Origin of the sequence: Methylobacterium variabile, assembly GCF_001043975.1 — a bacterium.
GTDB lineage: Bacteria > Pseudomonadota > Alphaproteobacteria > Rhizobiales > Beijerinckiaceae > Methylobacterium > Methylobacterium variabile.
Genome location: NZ_LABY01000066.1, coordinates 42321 through 58690 on the forward strand (window position 1 = coordinate 42321; position 16370 = coordinate 58690).

Sequence of the window (16370 nt, forward strand, 5' to 3'; positions counted from 1 at the left end):
CGGGTGAGGCGTCAGGTTCGGGGCGGGGCGCGCAGCCGCGCCACGAGATGGTCGCGGTAGCGGTCGGCCTGGCGTCGGATCCGGGCGCTCTCCTCGTGTTCCCCGGTCGCCTGGCCAGCCATGGTCGTCGCGCCGAGCTGGAAGGCGGAGTAGCAGATCTCCAGCCACGCGGTGAGCTGCGGATCCGGCGGCCGGCCGGTCTCCTGCGCGACGACGTCGCGCAGACGACGCCCCGCCGCGCCGTCCATGGCGAGCTCGACCGCGGCACCGGCGACGTCCCAGGCGATGTCCTGGCAGCCGACGAGATCGTGGCCGGCGTGATGGTCGACCGCGTCGGTCTTCACGATGCGGCCGTCCGGCAGGACGAGCCATTCCCAGGCGTGCAGGCGGTTGTCGGTCTCGACGGGCCGCACCGACGACGCAAGGCCCGGCAGGGCCGCCCGCCAGCCGTCGAGGCGCCGGGTGAGATCGGCGCCGAGCGCCTCCGCCGCGTTGTGGCGGGCCATCTCCCAGAGCGCCTCGAGGGACGCGCCCCGGCCGGGACCGCAGCCGAACGCGCGGGCGCGGTAGCCGAGATACCGGCCGACCCGCTCGGCCAGGCGCAGGGGATCGACGCGGCCGCGATCGAGCGGCATCGCGTCCTCGACCCAGCGCTGGACCAGGAAGCCGTGCCGGAACCCGGCCACCTCCGGCGTGAAGCCGGCCACCGCCAGCATGCGGGCGCGCCGGACCTTCCGTTCCCCCTCGGCCCCGAGGCCCGCGAACTTCACGAGCCAGGTTCCGCTCTCGCTCCGCGCCAGGAACTTGCGCCGCTCCTGCATGGGATGGGCCGGCGGCCAGGCGCTCGGATCCTTGCCCTGGTGGGTGCGCCAGCCTCCGCCCGAGACGTCCTCGAGGGGAGCCGTCAGCGGTCCGACGAGCGGGGAGAGCCACGCCTCCAGGCGATGCTCCGGCCGCTCCGCGCGCAGGACGAGGTCGTCGAAGGTCCGGATGTGGCGCGGCGAGGACCGGTAGCGGCGGCGGGTCTCGTCCGTCGCCTCCGACCCCGGCTCGCCGGCATGGCTGGGAAAGAGGGCGATGCGGTCCGCCGGCACTCCGTGGTCGCGCAGGAGGCCGAGCGCCGCGCCGAAGGAGCTTCCCGAGAGACCCGGCCCCTCGTCGGCGACCGCGACGCGGGCCGCCGGACCCGGGGCGAGCGCGCCCCGTAGCGTCTCCGAGAGGCGAAGCTCGCGATGGAACGGGTGACCGGTCGGGCGGACGGTCACCAGGTCGGCGGCGCCGAGACCGGCCGCGACCATGGCGCCCAGCGTGGTGCCGATGCTGCGGATGCCGATCACCGTCGCGCCGGCATCCAGGCCGGACGCGGCGGCGGCCAGGGCGTAGGCTTCCGGATAGACGGCGTAGAAGGCGAAGCCCTCGGGCAGGCGGATCTCCAGCGGACCGGGCATACGGTCGGCGGAGAATCCCTCGATGGCGGTGCCGGCCGGAATCTCGCCGTGCGCAAAGCCGCTCTGCCAGGACGCCCAGACGGCGCCGGCGAGGCGCACGAGCAGCCCGGCGAGACGATCCGCGTCGCCGCCGCGCGCATCCCGGCCGGTGCGCTGGAACTCCGCATCCGCCACGCCCTGCACCAGCTCGCCCGTCGCGATCAGCACTTCCACGAGGGCGGCGTGGCGCGAAAGCCCGGGACCGAGCCGGCGCGCCGCCTCGCAGCCTTCCGCGATGCGGGCGACCTCCTCGCGGGGATCGGCCTGGCGTCGAACGTCGCCGTAGACGAGCATGATCGGAACGCGCCTCGTGAGCGAGAGCGGGGTTTACGGCCCTATCAGGTCACGGTCGCGGCGGGCGTGACGCGGTAGTGGATCGGCTTGAAGCTGCCGTTGTTCGACTGCAGCGCCGAGCAGGCGGTCAGGCCGATGACGAGGTCGGTCTCGGCCTGGAAGGTGATGAAGTCCCCGGCCCGGCTGAGCGGAGGCTGGACGCTCAAGGAGCCTGTAGTCCCGTCCACGGGCACGTTCATGAAGCAGTTGAAGGCGACCGGGATGCGGTCGGGCGCGATCCCGTACGGCGCGAGGGCGGCGGCGAGATTGCCGAAGCAGCCGCGATGGGGGTGCGCGTCGCCGTAGATGATGCGGAACGTGTCGGCCGAGCAGGGCGTCAGCAGGAAGTCGTGCCGCCCGACCGTGTCCTCGACGATCCGCAGAAGCACGTTCGAGCGGTTCGAGTAGAGCGGGTCGCCGGTCGTCAGGTAGATCCGGCTCGCGTAGTCGAGCGTGCGGCCCGAGGAGATGACCTCGTCGACGTCGTGGCGGTTGAAGGCGAGCAGGTCCGCCACCTGCTCGCCGCGCGGGTCGATGACGGTCAGGCGGTCCCCCCGCCCGAGGGTGAACGCGACGCCCGACCGGGGGGCAATCTCGTGCGTCCCGCCGTCAGCGCACATCGGAACCTCCGGCATTCGCGTGGCGCGGCTGGAACGGGCAGCGCCAGCCGTCGTCGACGGCCCGGCCGCTGTACTGGCGCGCCTCCGACAGCTCGCCGTGCCGTGCCAGCATCGGGTTGACCGAGCCCGCCAGCGCCACGTCCCGCCGCAGGATGGAGGAGCGGAGCGTCTCGTAGCGGCCGGTCTCCCGCAGGTGCTCGAACTGGCTGTGGGGATTGAACACCAGGGCCGGCGAGGAGAAGCGGCGCCCCGGACGGCTGGCGCCGGGATGCAGCCCGACGACGAAGAAGGCCTCGCCCGCGAAGCTCAGCGAGAAGTGCGGGTTGCCCGGGTCGGCGGCCACGCGCTCGTCCCACCGGTGGCCGAGCCAGGCGTCCTTGTCGGCGAGCGACTGGAGCCGGTCCCAGAGGTGGCGCTCGAACTGCTCCTCGCTCAGGTCGCCCGCCTCCTCGAACACGACGGCGAAGCTCTGGAAGAGGTCGGGCCGCGCCCGGTAGCGCGCCGCGAAGGCGAGCAGGGCCGGGTAGATCCGCATGTCGTCCCACGCCGACGTCACGCTCCGGGCGACGAGGACCCGCAGCTGCGCCTTGGACAGGGCCGCCTTGGCCCCGACGCAGGGAAAGTCCGTCTGGCGGATGAATGCACGGAAGGCCTCGGCCCTCGGATGGTCACGGTCATCTCTGGGAAGCTGCATGGGAACTCGGGTACTCAAGGGGTAGAACGACACGGGACACCTCGATGGAGGCCGCAGCACGGAGCGACCGTGCCGGCCGACGTCTCAGGTCAGACGGGTGCAGGACGCGGGAGGCACCTGCGCGACGGCGCCCGGACGTCGGACGACCGGCGCATGGGACGTCGTCGTCGGTTCTCGTCCCCCGCGGGCGAGGCGCGGATGACAGGAGGGCCGGGCTGGGCCGAAGAGGTGCGTCGCGTCCTTCATGGGTCGTGCGGCTCCCGGCTCAGGCGCTGCGCAGCAGGTGCAGGCTGAACACTCCGAGCTCGTCCAGCCACACCGCCTCCGGCGTCCAGCCGCTCCTGCGGGCGATCTCCTGGAAGGCCTCGGGCGCGTACTTGTAGGAATTGTCCGTGTGGATGCTCTCGCCCGCCGAGAAGCGGAAGACCTCGCCGCCCAGGCGGCATTCCGTGTCCCGCGTCGCCACGAGGTGAGCCTCGACGCGGAACGGATCGTCCAGCACGCGCGCCTCGTGCCGGAAGGCGTCGAGGTCGAAGGTCGCGCCGATCTCCCGGTTCGCGCGGGCGAGCAGGTTCAGGTGGAGCGCCGCCATAAGGCCGTCGGCGCCGCCATAGGCCCGCAGCAGCCTGTCCTCGTCGCGCGTCGGGTCGACGCCGATCAGGAACCAGCCCGTCCCGAGCGTGGCGCGGGCGCGCTCCATGAAGGCGACCGCCTGCGGGCCTGAGAAGTTGCTGATGCTGGTGCCGGGGAAGAAGCCGAGCACCGGCCCGCCCGCGAGGTCGACCGGGAGCGCGATCGGCTGCGAGTAGTCGGCATGGACCGGGATCATCTCGACGCCCGGATAGTCCTGGGCGAGCCGGGCGATGGCCGCCTTCAGGAAATCCCACGAGATGTCGAGCGCCACGTAGCGGGCCGGCTGCGGGAGCGCGTCGAGGAGGACGCGGATCTTGCGGCTCGCGCCGCTGCCGTACTCGACGACCGTGGCGCCGGGCCCGACCCGGGCCGCGACCTCCGCCGCCACGCCGGGCAGAAGGGTCATCTCGCGACCGGTCGGGTAGTAGTCGCGCGTGCTGCAGATCCGGTCGAACAAAGTCGAGCCGGTCTCGTCCCACAGGTACTTGCCCGGGAGGGCCCGCGGCCGGGCCGACAGACCGGCGCGCGCGTCGCGCAGGAAGGCGGCCGCCTCGGGCGTCTCGGCGTTCTGGGTCGTCATCGGGTTCGGCTCCGGCATCATAGCGGTCGCGTCGCGGTCAGGACCGCGAGGGCGATGCGGTCGGCATCCGCGTAGGCGGGACCGGCGAGCTCCTCGCCGTAAACGTCCGGGTCGACCTCGTCGTAGGCGCAAGCCAGTCCGGCGCCGGCGCACAGGTCCTCGGCGGCGGCGCGGAACGCGTCCCGTCCCTCGACGATGACCGTCCCGGTGAACAGGACCAGCGTGCCGCCCGGAGCGAGCCGGCGCGTCGCCGCCTCGACCACGGCGAGGGGCAGCCCCGACCCGTGGGTTCCGCCGCCGTCCCGGTAGGCCCGTCCGGCGGGGTCGACCATGAAGGGCGGGTTCGAGACGATGAGGTCGAACTCGCCGTCGACCTGCGCCAGCAGGTTGCTGCGCCGCGGCACCGTCGACCCGACCCGGGCCGCGCGGGCGTTGAAGGCGGCCGCGCGCAACGCGGCCTCGTTGATGTCGACGAGCGTGACCTCCGCATCGGGCGCGCGCTTGGCGACCACGATCCCGGCGGCGCCGGACCCGCAGCCGATGTCGACGACGCGGCGCACCGGCGTGGCGCGGGTTTTCAGATGCGCGGTGACGGCCCGGACGAACCGGACCGTGTCGGGGCCGAAGAACACCGCGTCGGCCGCCAGCGGCGGGAACGCCGAGTGCAGGAACAGCTCGCCGTCGAGGCTCGACAGCCGCAGGATGGGACGCCAGAGGTCGCCGTCCGGCACGGCCGCTCCAGCGTCCCGCATCAGGCCGAACAGCTCCGGCGGGAGCAGGTCGGGGTGGAAGGGCCGGCTCCAGCCGAGCACGTCGCGCAGCGTGCGCGCCACCGCGTTGCCGGGCCGCCGGTTCACCACCTCGTGCGTCGCCGGCGTCACCGTGGTGAAGGCATAGCCCGTCGCGCGAACCTCTTCGACGAGGGCGAGGAGCCTCGCCTCCGTCTCCGGGGTTGATCCCACGAACGGGCTCGGTGGTGTCGTCATCGGTTCGGATGCCTCTGGGTGTCTGGCGCACAGGGGTTGCGCCGGCGCGGGTCTCGGGCGCGCGGATCCGCCGAGGCACGCGCCAGGGCAGCGTGGCTGCGCCGATCGTTCACGGGGAGCCGGCCGAAGGGCGGGCGCGCCGGTGCCCCTGGTCCGCGATGACGGACCCATCGACCTGTGTCCGGCATTGACCGCTCACGCGGCGAAGCCCTCCCGGCGCGCACAGCACGAGCCTCGTCATACCCAGTAGCAGTATACGAGGCGGTTCGACCTCCAACGCTCGAGAGGCGCATCGGTTCGAGGAGAGCGGCAGCGACCTTACGCCGACGCTCATCGACATCGACCCGCAGCGTGCGGCTTCGTCAGTCTGTTCCGGCCGGCAGGGCAGGGCGGCTCGTCGGGCCACGGCCGATTGACGCGGGTGCCGCAACATCATACTTGTCGACTAGTCAACAAGATGGGCGGGACGGGTGGTTGGTCGCGATCTCGGTTCAGGCGCCGCATGCCCTCACGGTCTCCGACCCGGCGGAGCTGGGTGCGTTGAGAGCGGGCGAGGTGCTGCTGCAGGTGGAGCGCGCCGGCATCTGCGGCTCGGACATCCACATCCTGCACGGCTCGAACCCCTTCGCCCGCTACCCGCGGGTGATCGGGCATGAATTCGCCGGCCGGATCGAGGTGCTTGGCCCCGGCGTCGCCGGGTTCCGGACCGGGCAGCGGGTGGTTGTCGATCCCGTCGCGGCCTGCGGCCACTGCTATCCGTGCCGGATCGGACGCCCGAACGTCTGCGCCAACCTCGAAGTGTTCGGCGTCCACCGCGACGGCGGCTTTCGCGACCGGCTGACGGTGCCGGCCGTCAACTGCATCGCGGTGCCGGACGACCTCAGCCCCGAGGTCGCGGCGCTGGCCGAGCCGCTCTCGATCGCCGCCAACGTGCTGACCCGGACCGGGATCTCGGCCGACGACACGGTGCTGCAGGTCGCCAAGCTGCACGGGGCGCGCTGCACCCTCGCCGACATCGACCCGGCGCGCCTCGCGATCGGATTCCTGTGAGATGGGGCAGATCTTGGCCATGTATGCGTACTCTCGAACGGCCGCGGACCGGGACGCAGGTCGCGACGAGCCCGCCGGTCCGCTGGACCGGCGCGCGATCCACGAGATCCTGCGGCGCGACATCGTCGCGCTGCGCCTGCGCCCGGGCGAGAAGCTGTCGGAGAACGAGCTGGCGGCCCGCTTTGGCACCAGCCGCGCGCCCGTCCGCGAGGCGCTGATCCGGCTGATCGAGGACGGGCTGATCGAGGTCCTGCCGCAGCGCGGCAGCTTCGTCGGCCGGATCTCGCTCTCGGACATGGAGCGGGCGCGCTTCGTGCGCGAGGCGCTCGAGATCGCCATCGTGCGGCGCGCCGCGGAGCGCGGCGTGCCGCCCGGCACGCAGGCGCTGGCCGAGGCGCTGCTCCTGGAACAGGCAGAGTGCCGCGACGACCCCGAGCGGTTCACCCTCTGCGACGATCGCTTCCACCGCGCCTTCGCGGAGGGCGCCGGCCTCGCCAGCGTGTGGGCGATCATCGAGCGCGAGAAGGCGCAGTTCGACCGCGTCCGCTACCTCAGCCTGCCGGCCGCCACCCCGGTCGACGTCCTCATCGCCCAGCACCGCGCCATCCTGTCCGCGGTGCTCGCCCGCGATCCCGCCGCGGCCGAGGCGGCGATGCGCAGCCACATGGCGGAGGTGCTGAAGGTCGCCAGCGACCTCGCCCTGCGCCACCCCGATCTCATCCAGGCCGACCTCTAGCCGTTACGGCGCGAGGGCGGCGATCAGCGGAGCACCACAGGCCTCATGGAACAGACTTGGCGCTGGTTCGGGCCCGGCGACGCCGTCGGCCTTAGCGAAGCCCGCCAGGCGGGCGCCGCCGGCATCGTCACGGCCCTGCACCACATCCCCTACGGCGAGGTCTGGCCCGTCGCCGAGATCGAGCGGCGCAAGGCCGAGATCGCCGCCGACCCGGGCCTCGGCCTGCGCTGGAGCGTGGTCGAGAGCCTGCCGGTCCACGAGCGCATCAAGCTCGGGGAAGGGGACCTCGAGCCGCTCTTCGCGAACTACCGCGCCTCGCTGCGCAACCTCGCGGCCTGCGGGGTGACGACCGTCTGCTACAACTTCATGCCGGTGATCGACTGGACCCGGACTGAGCTCGCCCATCCGCTCCCGGGTGGCGGCACGGCCCTGCGCTTCAACGCGCACGAGTTCGCGGCCTTCGACTGCTTCATGCTCGCCCGGCCCGAGGCCGAGGCCGACCACGCGCCGGAGGCCGTGGCGCGCGGCCGGGCCTGGTTTCAGGCCAGCACCGAGGCCGACCGCGACAGGCTGCTCGCCACCATCATGGCGGGCCTGCCGGGCGCCTTCGACCGCTACGACATCGCGGGCCTGCGCCGCATGCTCGACCGCTACCGCGGCATCGACGCCGGCACCCTGCGCCACAACCTCGCGGCGTTCCTGCGCGCCGTGATCCCGACCGCGCGGGAGGTCGGCATCCGCATGGCGATCCACCCCGACGACCCGCCGCGGCCGCTGATGGGGCTGCCCCGCATCGTCAAGGACGCCGACGACCTCGCCTTCGTCACCGGCGCGGTCGATGCGGAGGAGAACGGCATCACCCTCTGCTCCGGCTCCCTCGGGGCCGGTCCCCAGAACGACGTGCCTGCGATGGCGCGCCGCTTCGCGCCCCGCATCCACTTCGCCCACCTGCGCAACGTCGCCCGTGAGCCGGACGGCTCGTTCATGGAGGCCGACCACCTCGGCGGCGATACCGACATGGTGGCCCTCATCGGGGCGCTCCTCGCCGAGGAGGCGCGGCGGCGCGAGGCCGGCGATCCGCGCTGGCGCATCCCGATGCGCCCGGACCACGGCCACGCGCTGCTGAGCGACCTCGGCCAGAACGCCTTTCCGGGCTACACCGCCGTCGGCCGCCTCAAGGGCCTCGCCGAGCTGCGCGGCGTGATGACGGCGCTGGCCTCGCTGAAGGGCTGGCCGCTGTGAGCCCGCCGCGCCTCTCCCTGGCGACCCTCGACCGGCTGCCCGATCGTTGCGCCCGGCCGGCCTACGACGTCGCTTCCACTCAGGTCGGCATCATCCATCTCGGCATCGGCGCCTTCCATCGCGCCCATCAGGCCGTGGCCGTCGACGACCGCCTGGCCGCCGGCGAGGCGGGCTGGGGCATCTGCGGCGTCAGCCTGCGCTCCCCCGACACCGCCGACGCGCTCACGCCCCAGGACGGGCTCTACACCGTGGCGACCCGCTCGGGGGAGGGCGAGCGGCTGCGGGTCGTCGGCGCGGTGCGCCGGCTCCTGGTCGCCCCGCGCGAGCCCGATTCCGTGCTGGCGGCGCTCACCGATCCGGCGACCCGCCTCGTCAGTCTCACGGTGACCGAGAAGGGCTACTGCCACGACCCGGCGACCGGCGCGCTCCGGGAGGACCACCCGGACATCCTGGCCGACCTGGCGGGCGGGCAATCGGCGAACCCGCGGCCCCCGCGCAGCCTGCCCGGCCTCCTCGTCGAGGCGATCGACCGCCGCCGCCGGGCGGGCACCGCCCCATTCACGGTCCTGTCCTGCGACAACCTCCCAGCGAACGGCCACACCGTCTCGGGCGTGCTGGCGGCCTACGCCCGCCTGCGCGACCCGAATCTGGCCGCCTACCTCGCCGGGGAGGTCGCCTGCCCGTCGACGATGGTCGACCGCATCGTGCCGGCGACGACGGAGGCCGACCGGGCCGAGGTCTCGGCCGCCCTCGGGCTGCACGATGCCTGGCCGGTGATGGCCGAGCCGTTCTCGCAATGGGTGATCGAGGACCGCTTCCCCGCCGGCCGCCCGCGCTTCGAGGAGGCGGGTGCCGAGCTCGTCGCCGACGTGGCGCCCTACGAGCTGATGAAGCTCCGGCTCCTCAATGCCAGCCACTCGGCGCTCGCCTATCTCGGCTACCTCGCCGGGTTCGAGACCATCGCGGACGTCGTCGCCGAGCCGGATTGCGCCCGCTTCGCCGCGGCGCTGATGCGCGAGGAGGTGCAGCCGACCCTGCGCATGCCGGCGGGCGTCGACCTGGCCGTGTACGAGCGCGCGCTCCTCGCGCGCTTCGCCAACCCGGCGCTGCGGCATCGGACCTGGCAGATCGCCATGGACGGCTCCCAGAAGCTGCCGCAGCGCCTGCTCGGCACGGTGCGCGACCGCCTCGCCGCCGGCGCACCGTTCCCCCGCCTCGCCCTCGCGGTGGCGGCCTGGATGCGCTACGTCACCGGCCGCGACGAGCGCGGCGGCGCGATCGACGTGCGCGATCCGCTGAGCGCCCGCCTGCGCGCGATCGCCGACGAGGCCGGTCCGGTGCCGGGTCGGCTCGCGCCGGCTCTCCTCGAGGTCCGCGAGGTCTTCGGGGACGATCTGCGGACGAACCCGATCTTCATCGCCGCAGTCACGACGGCCCTCGAGCACCTCTTCCGGCGCGGCGCCCGCCAAGCCCTCCGAGGGTGACCGGGCCGTTCGGTCGGCGGCGCGACCGATCTCGGAGAACGACCGGCGAATGCGGTGTGCGGCACCGGGCGGCATCCCGGCCGTCCGGACACACCCGCAACCGCCGCCGTCCCGGGTTGGTCGGGCTCGGATCACCGCGCGGCGCTGTTCACGCCGGCTCTCCGGCGGTTGACCCGAGCAGGCGCCGTGCGTCCGGTGGGGGAGGCCGGCATGTCCGCCCGGCACGCGGCCGGGACGTCTCCCCGGCGCCGCATCCGAGAGTCGCATAACTAACATTATGGAACGAGAGAGGCGCATCGGTGAGAAGCACGTAAGTTCCCGAAAGCGTTTCCAGGTCTCCACCGATCGACACGCCAGGACATCGCCGATCGATCCCGCTCGCATTGCTTTGCGAGCAAGGTTAAGAACTCCTCAATCATCGAACCTGGCGGGGTTTTTCCCTGACGGGCTTTGATCGTGCCTCGCGCCATCGACATCCACCGCGCCATCCGACCCCGTCAGCGCTCCCCGACGTCCCGCGCCAGCAATCCCTCCACCGAGCTCTCCACCAGCGTGACGTGCCGCAGCATCGCCGCGTGCGCCTCCGCCGCCCGGCCGCTCAGGATCGCGGCGACCACCGCCCCGTGCTCCGCGTGCGAGCGGGCGAGCCGCCCGGGCAGGCGGAACTGCGCCGCGCGGTAGGGCTGGAGCCGGCGCCGCAGGCCGAGCGCGAAGTCGGATAGGACCGCGTTGTGGGCGCCGGCGTAGATCGCGCCGTGGAAGGTCGTGTTGGCGCGGGCGAAGGCCGCGGGGTCGCCGTCCCGGGCGAGGTCGGCCATGGCGTCGTGGAGGGCGTCGAGGCGGCGGCGCTCGAGCGGGCTCATCGACTGCGCGGCGAGGCGCGCGCAGGTGGCCTCGACCTCCCCCATGGCGACGAACAGCTCGGCGAGCTGGTCCGCCGTGACCTGCGCCACCACCGCGCCCCGGCGCGGCCGCACCTCGACGAGGCCGGTGGTGCCGAGCTGGCGCAGGGCCTCGCGCACCGGCGTGCGCGACACCCCGAACCGGTCCGCCAAGGCCTGCTCGTCGAGGCGGCTGCCCGGCGCCAGCGCGCCGGTGACGATCGCCTCGGCGATCTCGCCTGCCAGCCGCTCGGCCTGCGTCCGTCCTGCCGCTTCGTCCATCTCGCCCCCGTCGCGAACGGCCCCACCCTGGCGCACCATCAGGCGATCAGCCTGCCTGAAATTGCGGCTGTCGCGCTCAAACTACATGCGTGCAACATCCGCTGAATGCATGCACTCTACCCGTGTTGCATACAATTCTCAGTGCCGGTCTGAACCTTGCCTCATCGCGGCGCGTGCCCGCCGGTGCGGGCATCCGCCTCCTCTCGTCCGAAGGTCTGCGCCGCATGATCACCCGCCGCACCGCCCTCGCCGCCGGGCTCGCCGCGCCGTTCGTGGCGCGAAGCCAGGCGCGGGCGCAGAACCCGACCCGCAACGAGACCCTGCTGCTGGTGCAGGAATACGGGCCGAACTCCCTCGACATGCAGGGCATCGGCGCGTCGCAGCCGGTGAACGGCGTCGCGCTCAACTGCTACGATCGCCTGCTGCGCTTCGCGCCGGTGCCGATCCCGGGCGGCGGCGGCCACGCGGTCAAGATGGGCGAGCTCGAGGGCGAGCTCGCCGAGAGCTGGCAGGTCGCTTCCGACGGGATGAGCTGCACCTTCAAGCTCCGCGACGCCAAGTTCCATTCCGGCCGGCCGGTCACTGCCCGGGACGTGAAGTGGTCCCTCGACCGGGCCGTGTCGATCGGGGGCTTCGCCACCACGCAGATGAATGCCGGCTCGCTGGAGAAGCCGGAGCAGTTCGTCGCCCTCGACGACAAGACCTTCCGCATCGACTTCGTCCGCAAGGACAAGATGACGATGTCGAACCTGGCCGTCACGATTCCATTCGTGATCGATTCCGAGCTCGCCCAGCGCAACGGCGGCGGCGACCCGTGGGCCAAGGAGTGGCTCAAGAACAACGTGGCGGGCTCGGGTGCCTACCGGGTCGAGAGCTGGAAGCCCGGCGTCGAGACGATCTACGTCCGCAACGACGCCTGGACGTCCGGCAAGCTGCCGCAGCTGCGCCGGGTCATCGCCCGCGACATCGCCTCGCCCTCGACCCGTCGCGCCCTGATCGAGAAGGGCGACGCCGACATCTCGTACGGGCTGCCGCCGAAGGACTTCAAGGACCTGATCGACGCCGGCAAGATCAAGGTCGTGGGCGTGCCGATCCCGAACGGGGTCTGGTCGGTCTACCTCAACACCGCCGTCGGGCCGTTCACCGACGTGCGCCTGCGCCAGGCGGTCGCCTGGGTGCTGCCCTACGAGAAGATCCTGCAGGCCTCCTTGTTCGGCCGCGGCCTCGACATGTCGGGCGGGCCCGAGACGCCGCGCGTCGCCTGGCCGCAGCCCTTCCCGTACAGGACCGACCCGGCGAAGGCCAAGGCGCTGGTGCAGGCGGCGGCGCCTAACGGCCTCTCGACCACGCTGCTGTTCGACGCCGGCAACGCCACCGTCGCCGAGCCGATGGCGGTGCTGATCAAGGAGGCGCTCGCCGGGATCGGCATCACCGTCGAGATCGGCAAGATCCCGGGTGCGAACTTCCGCGGCGAGATCTCCAAGAAGACCAACCCGATGGTGCTCAACCGCTTCGCCGGCTGGCTCGACTATCCCGACTACTACCTGTTCTGGACCCTGCACGGGGCGAACTCGATCTTCAACATCGCCTCGTACCAGAACCCGGAACTCGACAAGCTCATCGACACCGCCCGCTTCACCGACGACAAGGCGGTCTACGACAGGAGCGTGATCGACTTCGTGTCACTCGCCGAGCGCGAGGTGCCGATGGTGCCGATCGCCCAGCCGACCCACGACGTCGCGATGCAGCGCACGATCAACGGCTACCAGTTCCAGCCCTGCCGCGAGCCGGATTTTCGGTATTTGACCAAGGGGACAGCCTCGTAACCGAAGGCAAGATCCAAATTTTCAATATACGTTGCTGCAATCCTCCCCCTTTCCGGGCCCGGAACGGGCCTGCACGACGGCAGCGAAGCGGAAGGAGATCCGGGATCCAGCAATTAAAATTCGTGAAGCGACCGTGTGTCTGCAACGGTACGGCTATGGAGCCACTTCGCGGCACTTCCTCTGCTGGATCCCGGATCTCCTTCCACTTCGTTTCAGTCGTCCGGAAAAGGGGGCAGACCCGACCGGCGACCTCGGCCATCACACTCACGCTCAGGAGGGCCACACGATGCTGCGCACGCTCCTCGACCGCCTCGCCACCACGCTGCCGGCGCTCGCCGGGGTGGTCGTGGTGTCGTTCCTCCTCACCCGGGTCCTGCCCGGCGACACGGCGGCCTACTTCGCCGGCCCCGCCGCGACCCCCCAGGCGATCGCCCAGATCCGGGCCGAGCTCGGCCTCGACCGGCCGCTGCCGGAGCAGTTCGCCCGCTACGTCGCCGACCTCGCCCGCGGCGATCTCGGCCGCTCGCTCACAACGGGCCAGCCGGTGACGGCGGATCTGGGTGCCCGACTGCCGGCCTCCGCCGAGCTGACGCTGTTCGGCCTCGCGCTGTCGCTCCTCGTCGCCATCCCCCTCGGGGTGGCGGCCGCACTCAAGCAGGGCTCGCTCGTCGACCACGCCTGCCGGGTCGTGGCGACCGCGGGCGTGTCGCTGCCGGTGTTCTTCACCGGGCTCCTCCTCGTCTACGCCTTCTACTTCGTCCTCGGCTGGGCCCCGGCGCCGCTGGGGCGCCTCGACGCCTTCGCCTCGCCGCCGCCGACGCGGACAGGCTTCTTCCTCCTCGACAGCCTGGCGGCGGGCGACCTCGAGACCTTCCGGGCGGCGCTCGCCCAGATCGCCCTGCCGGGGCTGACGCTCGCGATCTTCGCGCTCGCCCCCATCGCCCGCATCACCCGGGCGGCGATGCTCGCCGTGCTCGCCGCCGACTTCGTGCGCACGGCCCGGGCCGCCGGCCTGTCGAGCCGCCGGGTCGTGGTGACCTACGCGCTCCGCAATGCGATGCTGCCGGTGGTGACGACGCTCGGCATGGTCTTCTCCTTCCTGCTCGGCGCCAACGTGCTGGTCGAGAAGGTCTTCGCCTGGCCGGGCGTCGGCTCCTACGCGGTCGAGGCGCTGATCGCCTCCGACTTCGCGCCCGTGCAGGGCTTCGTCCTGGCGATGGCGCTGCTCTACACGGTGCTGAACCTCGCCATCGACCTCGCCTACGGGCTGATCGACCCGCGCGTGAGGGCCGCCGCATGAGCGCCGCCGGCTCCCCCGCCGTCGCGGCCGACCGGCCCCGCTCCGGCCTCTCGGCGACGCTGTCCCACGCGGGCGCCGTCGTCGCCGGCAACCCGGTCACCGGCTTCGCCTTCGCGCTCCTCCTCGGGCTCCTCGCCTGCGCGATCCTCGGTCCGTCGCTGGTACCCTACGACCCGCTCGCCTCCGACACCTCGGCCGCGCTCGAGGCGCCGTCCCTCGCCCACCCCTTCGGCACCGACCAGCTCGGACGCGACATCCTCTCGCGGGTCGTCGTCGCGGCGCGGCTCGACCTGACCATCGCGGTCGCCTCGGTGGCCCTCGTCTTCGTCGCGGGCGGGCTTGCCGGGATCATGGCCGGGTTCTTCGGCGGCTGGACCGACCGGATCGTCGGGCGGCTCGCCGACACCATCATGGCGTTCCCGCTCTTCGTCCTGGCGATGGGGATCGTCGCGGCGCTCGGCAACACCGTCGGCAACATCGTCCTGGCGACCGCGATCATCAACTTCCCGCTCTACGCCCGCCTCGCCCGGGCCGAGGCCGCGCAGCGCCGCAACGCCGGATTCGTGATGGCGGCGCGCCTCACCGGCAACACCGACCTGCGCATCGTGCTGACCTGCATCCTGCCGAACATCCTGCCGATCATGATGGTGCAGATGTCGCTCACCATGGGCTACGCCATCCTGAACGCGGCGGGCCTGTCCTTCATCGGGCTCGGCGTGCGGCCGCCGACGCCCGAATGGGGCATCATGGTCGCGGAAGGCGCCGGCTTCATCGTCTCGGGCGAGTGGTGGATCGCCCTCTTCCCCGGCCTTGCGCTCATGCTCGCGGTGTTCTGCTTCAACCTGATCGGCGACGGGCTGCGCGACATCGTCGACCCCCAGAGGCGCACGTGACCGCGATCCCGCTCCTCGACATCAGCGACCTCACGGTCGAGTTCGCCACCCGCCGCGGCACCGTGCAGGCGGTGCGCCAGGTCGACGTGACGGTGGCCAAGGGCGAGACCGTCGGCATCGTCGGCGAGTCGGGCTCGGGGAAGTCTGTCACCTCCTACGCGGTGATGCGCATCCTCGACCGGGCCGGGCGGATCGCCGGCGGCGAGGTCAGCTTCTCCGGCATCGACCTCCGCGGCGCGGGCGAGCGCCAGATGCGCGACCTGCGCGGGCGGGAGATCTCGATGATCTTCCAGAACCCCCGCGCGGCCCTGAACCCGATCCGCAAGGTCGGCCACCAGATCGAGGACGTGCTGCGCCAGCACGCCGAGGCCGGCTCCGGCGACGCGCGGGCCAAGGCCATCGCGGCGCTCGAGCAGGTGCGGATCGCCCGGGCCTCCGAGCGCTACCACGCCTATCCGTTCGAGCTGTCGGGCGGCATGTGCCAGCGGGTGGTGATCGCGCTGGCCCTCGCCTGCCGGCCGCAGCTCCTCATCGCCGACGAGCCGACCACCGGCCTCGACGTGACGACCCAGAAGGCGGTGATGGACCTCGTCACCGGGCTCACCCGGGAGCGCGGCATGGCGACCGTGCTCATCACCCACGACCTCGGGCTGGCCGCGACCTATTGCGACCGGATCGCCGTGATGGAGCAGGGCCGCGTCGTCGAGACCGCACCGGCGGCGACGATCTTCCGCGCGCCCGCCCACGCCTATACCCGCAAGCTGATGCAGGCGACGCCGCGCCCGGGCGTCTCCTTGCGCGACCTCCTGCCTCCCGGCGCGCCGGCGGCGCCGTTGGAGCGGGCCGAGATGGCAGGGATGCCGCTCCTCACGGTCTCGGGCCTGGTGAAGGAGTATCCCCGGGCCAAGGCCGGCCTCATCCGGCGCAAGGCCGCGGAGGCGCCGTTCCGGGCGGTCGACTCCCTGAGCTTCGCGGTGAACCGCGGCGAGAGCGTCGGGCTCGTCGGCGAATCGGGTTGCGGCAAGTCCACCACCTCGACGATGGTGATGCGCCTTCTCGACCCCACCGCCGGCTCGATCGTGTTCGCCGGCGAGGAGATCGGCCGGGTGCCGGCGGCGCGCTTCGCCCGCCACCGCCTGCGGCCAAAGATCCAGATGGTGTTTCAGGACCCGACCGAGTCCCTCAACCCGCGCTGGACGGCGGCGCGGGCCATCGCCGACCCGCTCTTGCGCTTCCGCACCGTGCGGGGCGGCGAGGCGATCCGGGCGCGCTGCGAGGAGCTGGCACGCCTCGTCGGCCTGCCGGTCGAGCTCCTCGACCGCTTCCCGCACCAGCTCTCCGGC

The 16370-nt window shown here is 72.4% G+C and carries 14 protein-coding genes; 8 read left to right on the top strand and 6 right to left on the bottom strand.

What is annotated here, in order from left to right; all coding sequences use genetic code 11:
* Positions 1 to 11 precede the first annotated feature (11 nt).
* The 5 genes from VQ02_RS11045 to VQ02_RS11065 all read right to left on the bottom strand — a co-directional run bounded on the left by VQ02_RS11045 (position 12) and on the right by VQ02_RS11065 (position 5333).
* A complete protein-coding gene (locus VQ02_RS11045; protein ID WP_048444231.1) occupies positions 12 to 1781 on the bottom strand; it encodes a hypothetical protein in 1770 nt (589 codons plus the stop codon).
* 44 nt (positions 1782 to 1825) lie between these two features.
* Positions 1826 to 2440 (bottom strand): DUF1989 domain-containing protein, encoded by a 615-nt coding sequence (locus tag VQ02_RS11050; RefSeq protein ID WP_048444232.1) that lies wholly within the window; start codon positions 2438 to 2440, stop codon positions 1826 to 1828.
* Positions 2430 to 3134 carry a guanitoxin biosynthesis heme-dependent pre-guanitoxin N-hydroxylase GntA gene (gntA, locus tag VQ02_RS11055; protein WP_048444233.1) on the bottom strand — a complete coding sequence of 235 codons (705 nt, stop codon included), beginning with the start codon at positions 3132 to 3134 and terminating at the stop codon, positions 2430 to 2432. Before gntA ends, VQ02_RS11050 begins: the two co-directional genes overlap by 11 nt.
* Positions 3135 to 3399: 265 nt before the next feature.
* Positions 3400 to 4347: an L-histidine N(alpha)-methyltransferase gene (egtD, locus tag VQ02_RS11060; RefSeq protein WP_048444255.1), complete on the bottom strand. Its 948-nt coding sequence runs from the start codon at positions 4345 to 4347 to the stop codon at positions 3400 to 3402.
* A 17-nt stretch (positions 4348 to 4364) separates the two neighbouring features.
* The gene (locus VQ02_RS11065; RefSeq protein WP_048444234.1) at positions 4365 to 5333 is read right to left on the bottom strand and encodes a methyltransferase; all 969 of its coding nucleotides are present in this window, start codon (positions 5331 to 5333) and stop codon (positions 4365 to 4367) included.
* Positions 5334 to 5807: 474 nt separating this feature from the next.
* Between VQ02_RS11065 and VQ02_RS11070 the strand changes: the two genes are divergently transcribed.
* Genes VQ02_RS11070 through VQ02_RS11085 form a run of 4 tightly spaced genes read left to right on the top strand, consistent with a single transcriptional unit; the run spans position 5808 to position 9845 of the window.
* On the top strand, positions 5808 to 6383 hold the full coding sequence (locus VQ02_RS11070; RefSeq protein ID WP_083469153.1) for an alcohol dehydrogenase catalytic domain-containing protein: 576 nt from the start codon (positions 5808 to 5810) through the stop codon (positions 6381 to 6383).
* A gap of 1 nt (position 6384) precedes the next feature.
* Positions 6385 to 7119, top strand: a complete 735-nt coding sequence (locus VQ02_RS11075) for a GntR family transcriptional regulator (protein WP_053080332.1) — start codon at positions 6385 to 6387, stop codon at positions 7117 to 7119.
* 45 nt (positions 7120 to 7164) lie between these two features.
* Positions 7165 to 8361, top strand: coding sequence for a mannonate dehydratase (uxuA, locus tag VQ02_RS11080; protein WP_048444235.1), 1197 nt, complete (start codon positions 7165 to 7167; stop codon positions 8359 to 8361).
* A complete protein-coding gene (locus VQ02_RS11085) occupies positions 8358 to 9845 on the top strand; it encodes a mannitol dehydrogenase family protein (protein WP_425339894.1) in 1488 nt (495 codons plus the stop codon). Before uxuA ends, VQ02_RS11085 begins: the two co-directional genes overlap by 4 nt.
* Positions 9846 to 10342: 497 nt before the next feature.
* Here VQ02_RS11085 and VQ02_RS11090 read toward each other — a convergent pair whose 3' ends face one another.
* The gene (locus VQ02_RS11090; RefSeq protein WP_053080333.1) at positions 10343 to 11008 is read right to left on the bottom strand and encodes a GntR family transcriptional regulator; all 666 of its coding nucleotides are present in this window, start codon (positions 11006 to 11008) and stop codon (positions 10343 to 10345) included.
* Positions 11009 to 11232: 224 nt separating this feature from the next.
* Between VQ02_RS11090 and VQ02_RS11095 the strand changes: the two genes are divergently transcribed.
* From VQ02_RS11095 to VQ02_RS11110, 4 genes are all read left to right on the top strand, one after another.
* A complete protein-coding gene (locus VQ02_RS11095; protein WP_048444238.1) occupies positions 11233 to 12834 on the top strand; it encodes an ABC transporter substrate-binding protein in 1602 nt (533 codons plus the stop codon).
* Between the two features lie 286 nt (positions 12835 to 13120).
* Positions 13121 to 14134, top strand: coding sequence for an ABC transporter permease (locus VQ02_RS11100; RefSeq protein ID WP_048444239.1), 1014 nt, complete (start codon positions 13121 to 13123; stop codon positions 14132 to 14134).
* A complete protein-coding gene (locus tag VQ02_RS11105; protein WP_048444240.1) occupies positions 14131 to 15027 on the top strand; it encodes an ABC transporter permease in 897 nt (298 codons plus the stop codon). The genes VQ02_RS11100 and VQ02_RS11105 overlap by 4 nt, the downstream gene beginning before the upstream one ends.
* Positions 15024 to 16370 (top strand): ATP-binding cassette domain-containing protein (locus VQ02_RS11110; RefSeq protein WP_048444241.1); only part of this gene is annotated, 1347 nt, incomplete at its 3' end. The genes VQ02_RS11105 and VQ02_RS11110, both read left to right, overlap by 4 nt.

Bases quoted from the DNA above. Each gene is read 5' to 3' on its own strand.
- VQ02_RS11075 (WP_053080332.1), top strand. From the start codon at position 6,385: ATGGGGCAGATCTTGGCCATGTATGCGTACTCTCGAACGGCCGCGGAC.
- VQ02_RS11090 (WP_053080333.1), bottom strand. From the start codon at position 11,008: ATGGACGAAGCGGCAGGACGGACGCAGGCCGAGCGGCTGGCAGGCGAG.
- uxuA (WP_048444235.1), top strand. From the start codon at position 7,165: ATGGAACAGACTTGGCGCTGGTTCGGGCCCGGCGACGCCGTCGGCCTT.
- VQ02_RS11065 (WP_048444234.1), bottom strand. From the start codon at position 5,333: ATGACGACACCACCGAGCCCGTTCGTGGGATCAACCCCGGAGACGGAG.
- VQ02_RS11100 (WP_048444239.1), top strand. From the start codon at position 13,121: ATGCTGCGCACGCTCCTCGACCGCCTCGCCACCACGCTGCCGGCGCTC.
- VQ02_RS11095 (WP_048444238.1), top strand. From the start codon at position 11,233: ATGATCACCCGCCGCACCGCCCTCGCCGCCGGGCTCGCCGCGCCGTTC.
- egtD (WP_048444255.1), bottom strand. From the start codon at position 4,347: ATGACGACCCAGAACGCCGAGACGCCCGAGGCGGCCGCCTTCCTGCGC.
- VQ02_RS11045 (WP_048444231.1), bottom strand. From the start codon at position 1,781: ATGCTCGTCTACGGCGACGTTCGACGCCAGGCCGATCCCCGCGAGGAG.
- VQ02_RS11050 (WP_048444232.1), bottom strand. From the start codon at position 2,440: ATGTGCGCTGACGGCGGGACGCACGAGATTGCCCCCCGGTCGGGCGTC.
- gntA (WP_048444233.1), bottom strand. From the start codon at position 3,134: ATGCAGCTTCCCAGAGATGACCGTGACCATCCGAGGGCCGAGGCCTTC.
- VQ02_RS11105 (WP_048444240.1), top strand. From the start codon at position 14,131: ATGAGCGCCGCCGGCTCCCCCGCCGTCGCGGCCGACCGGCCCCGCTCC.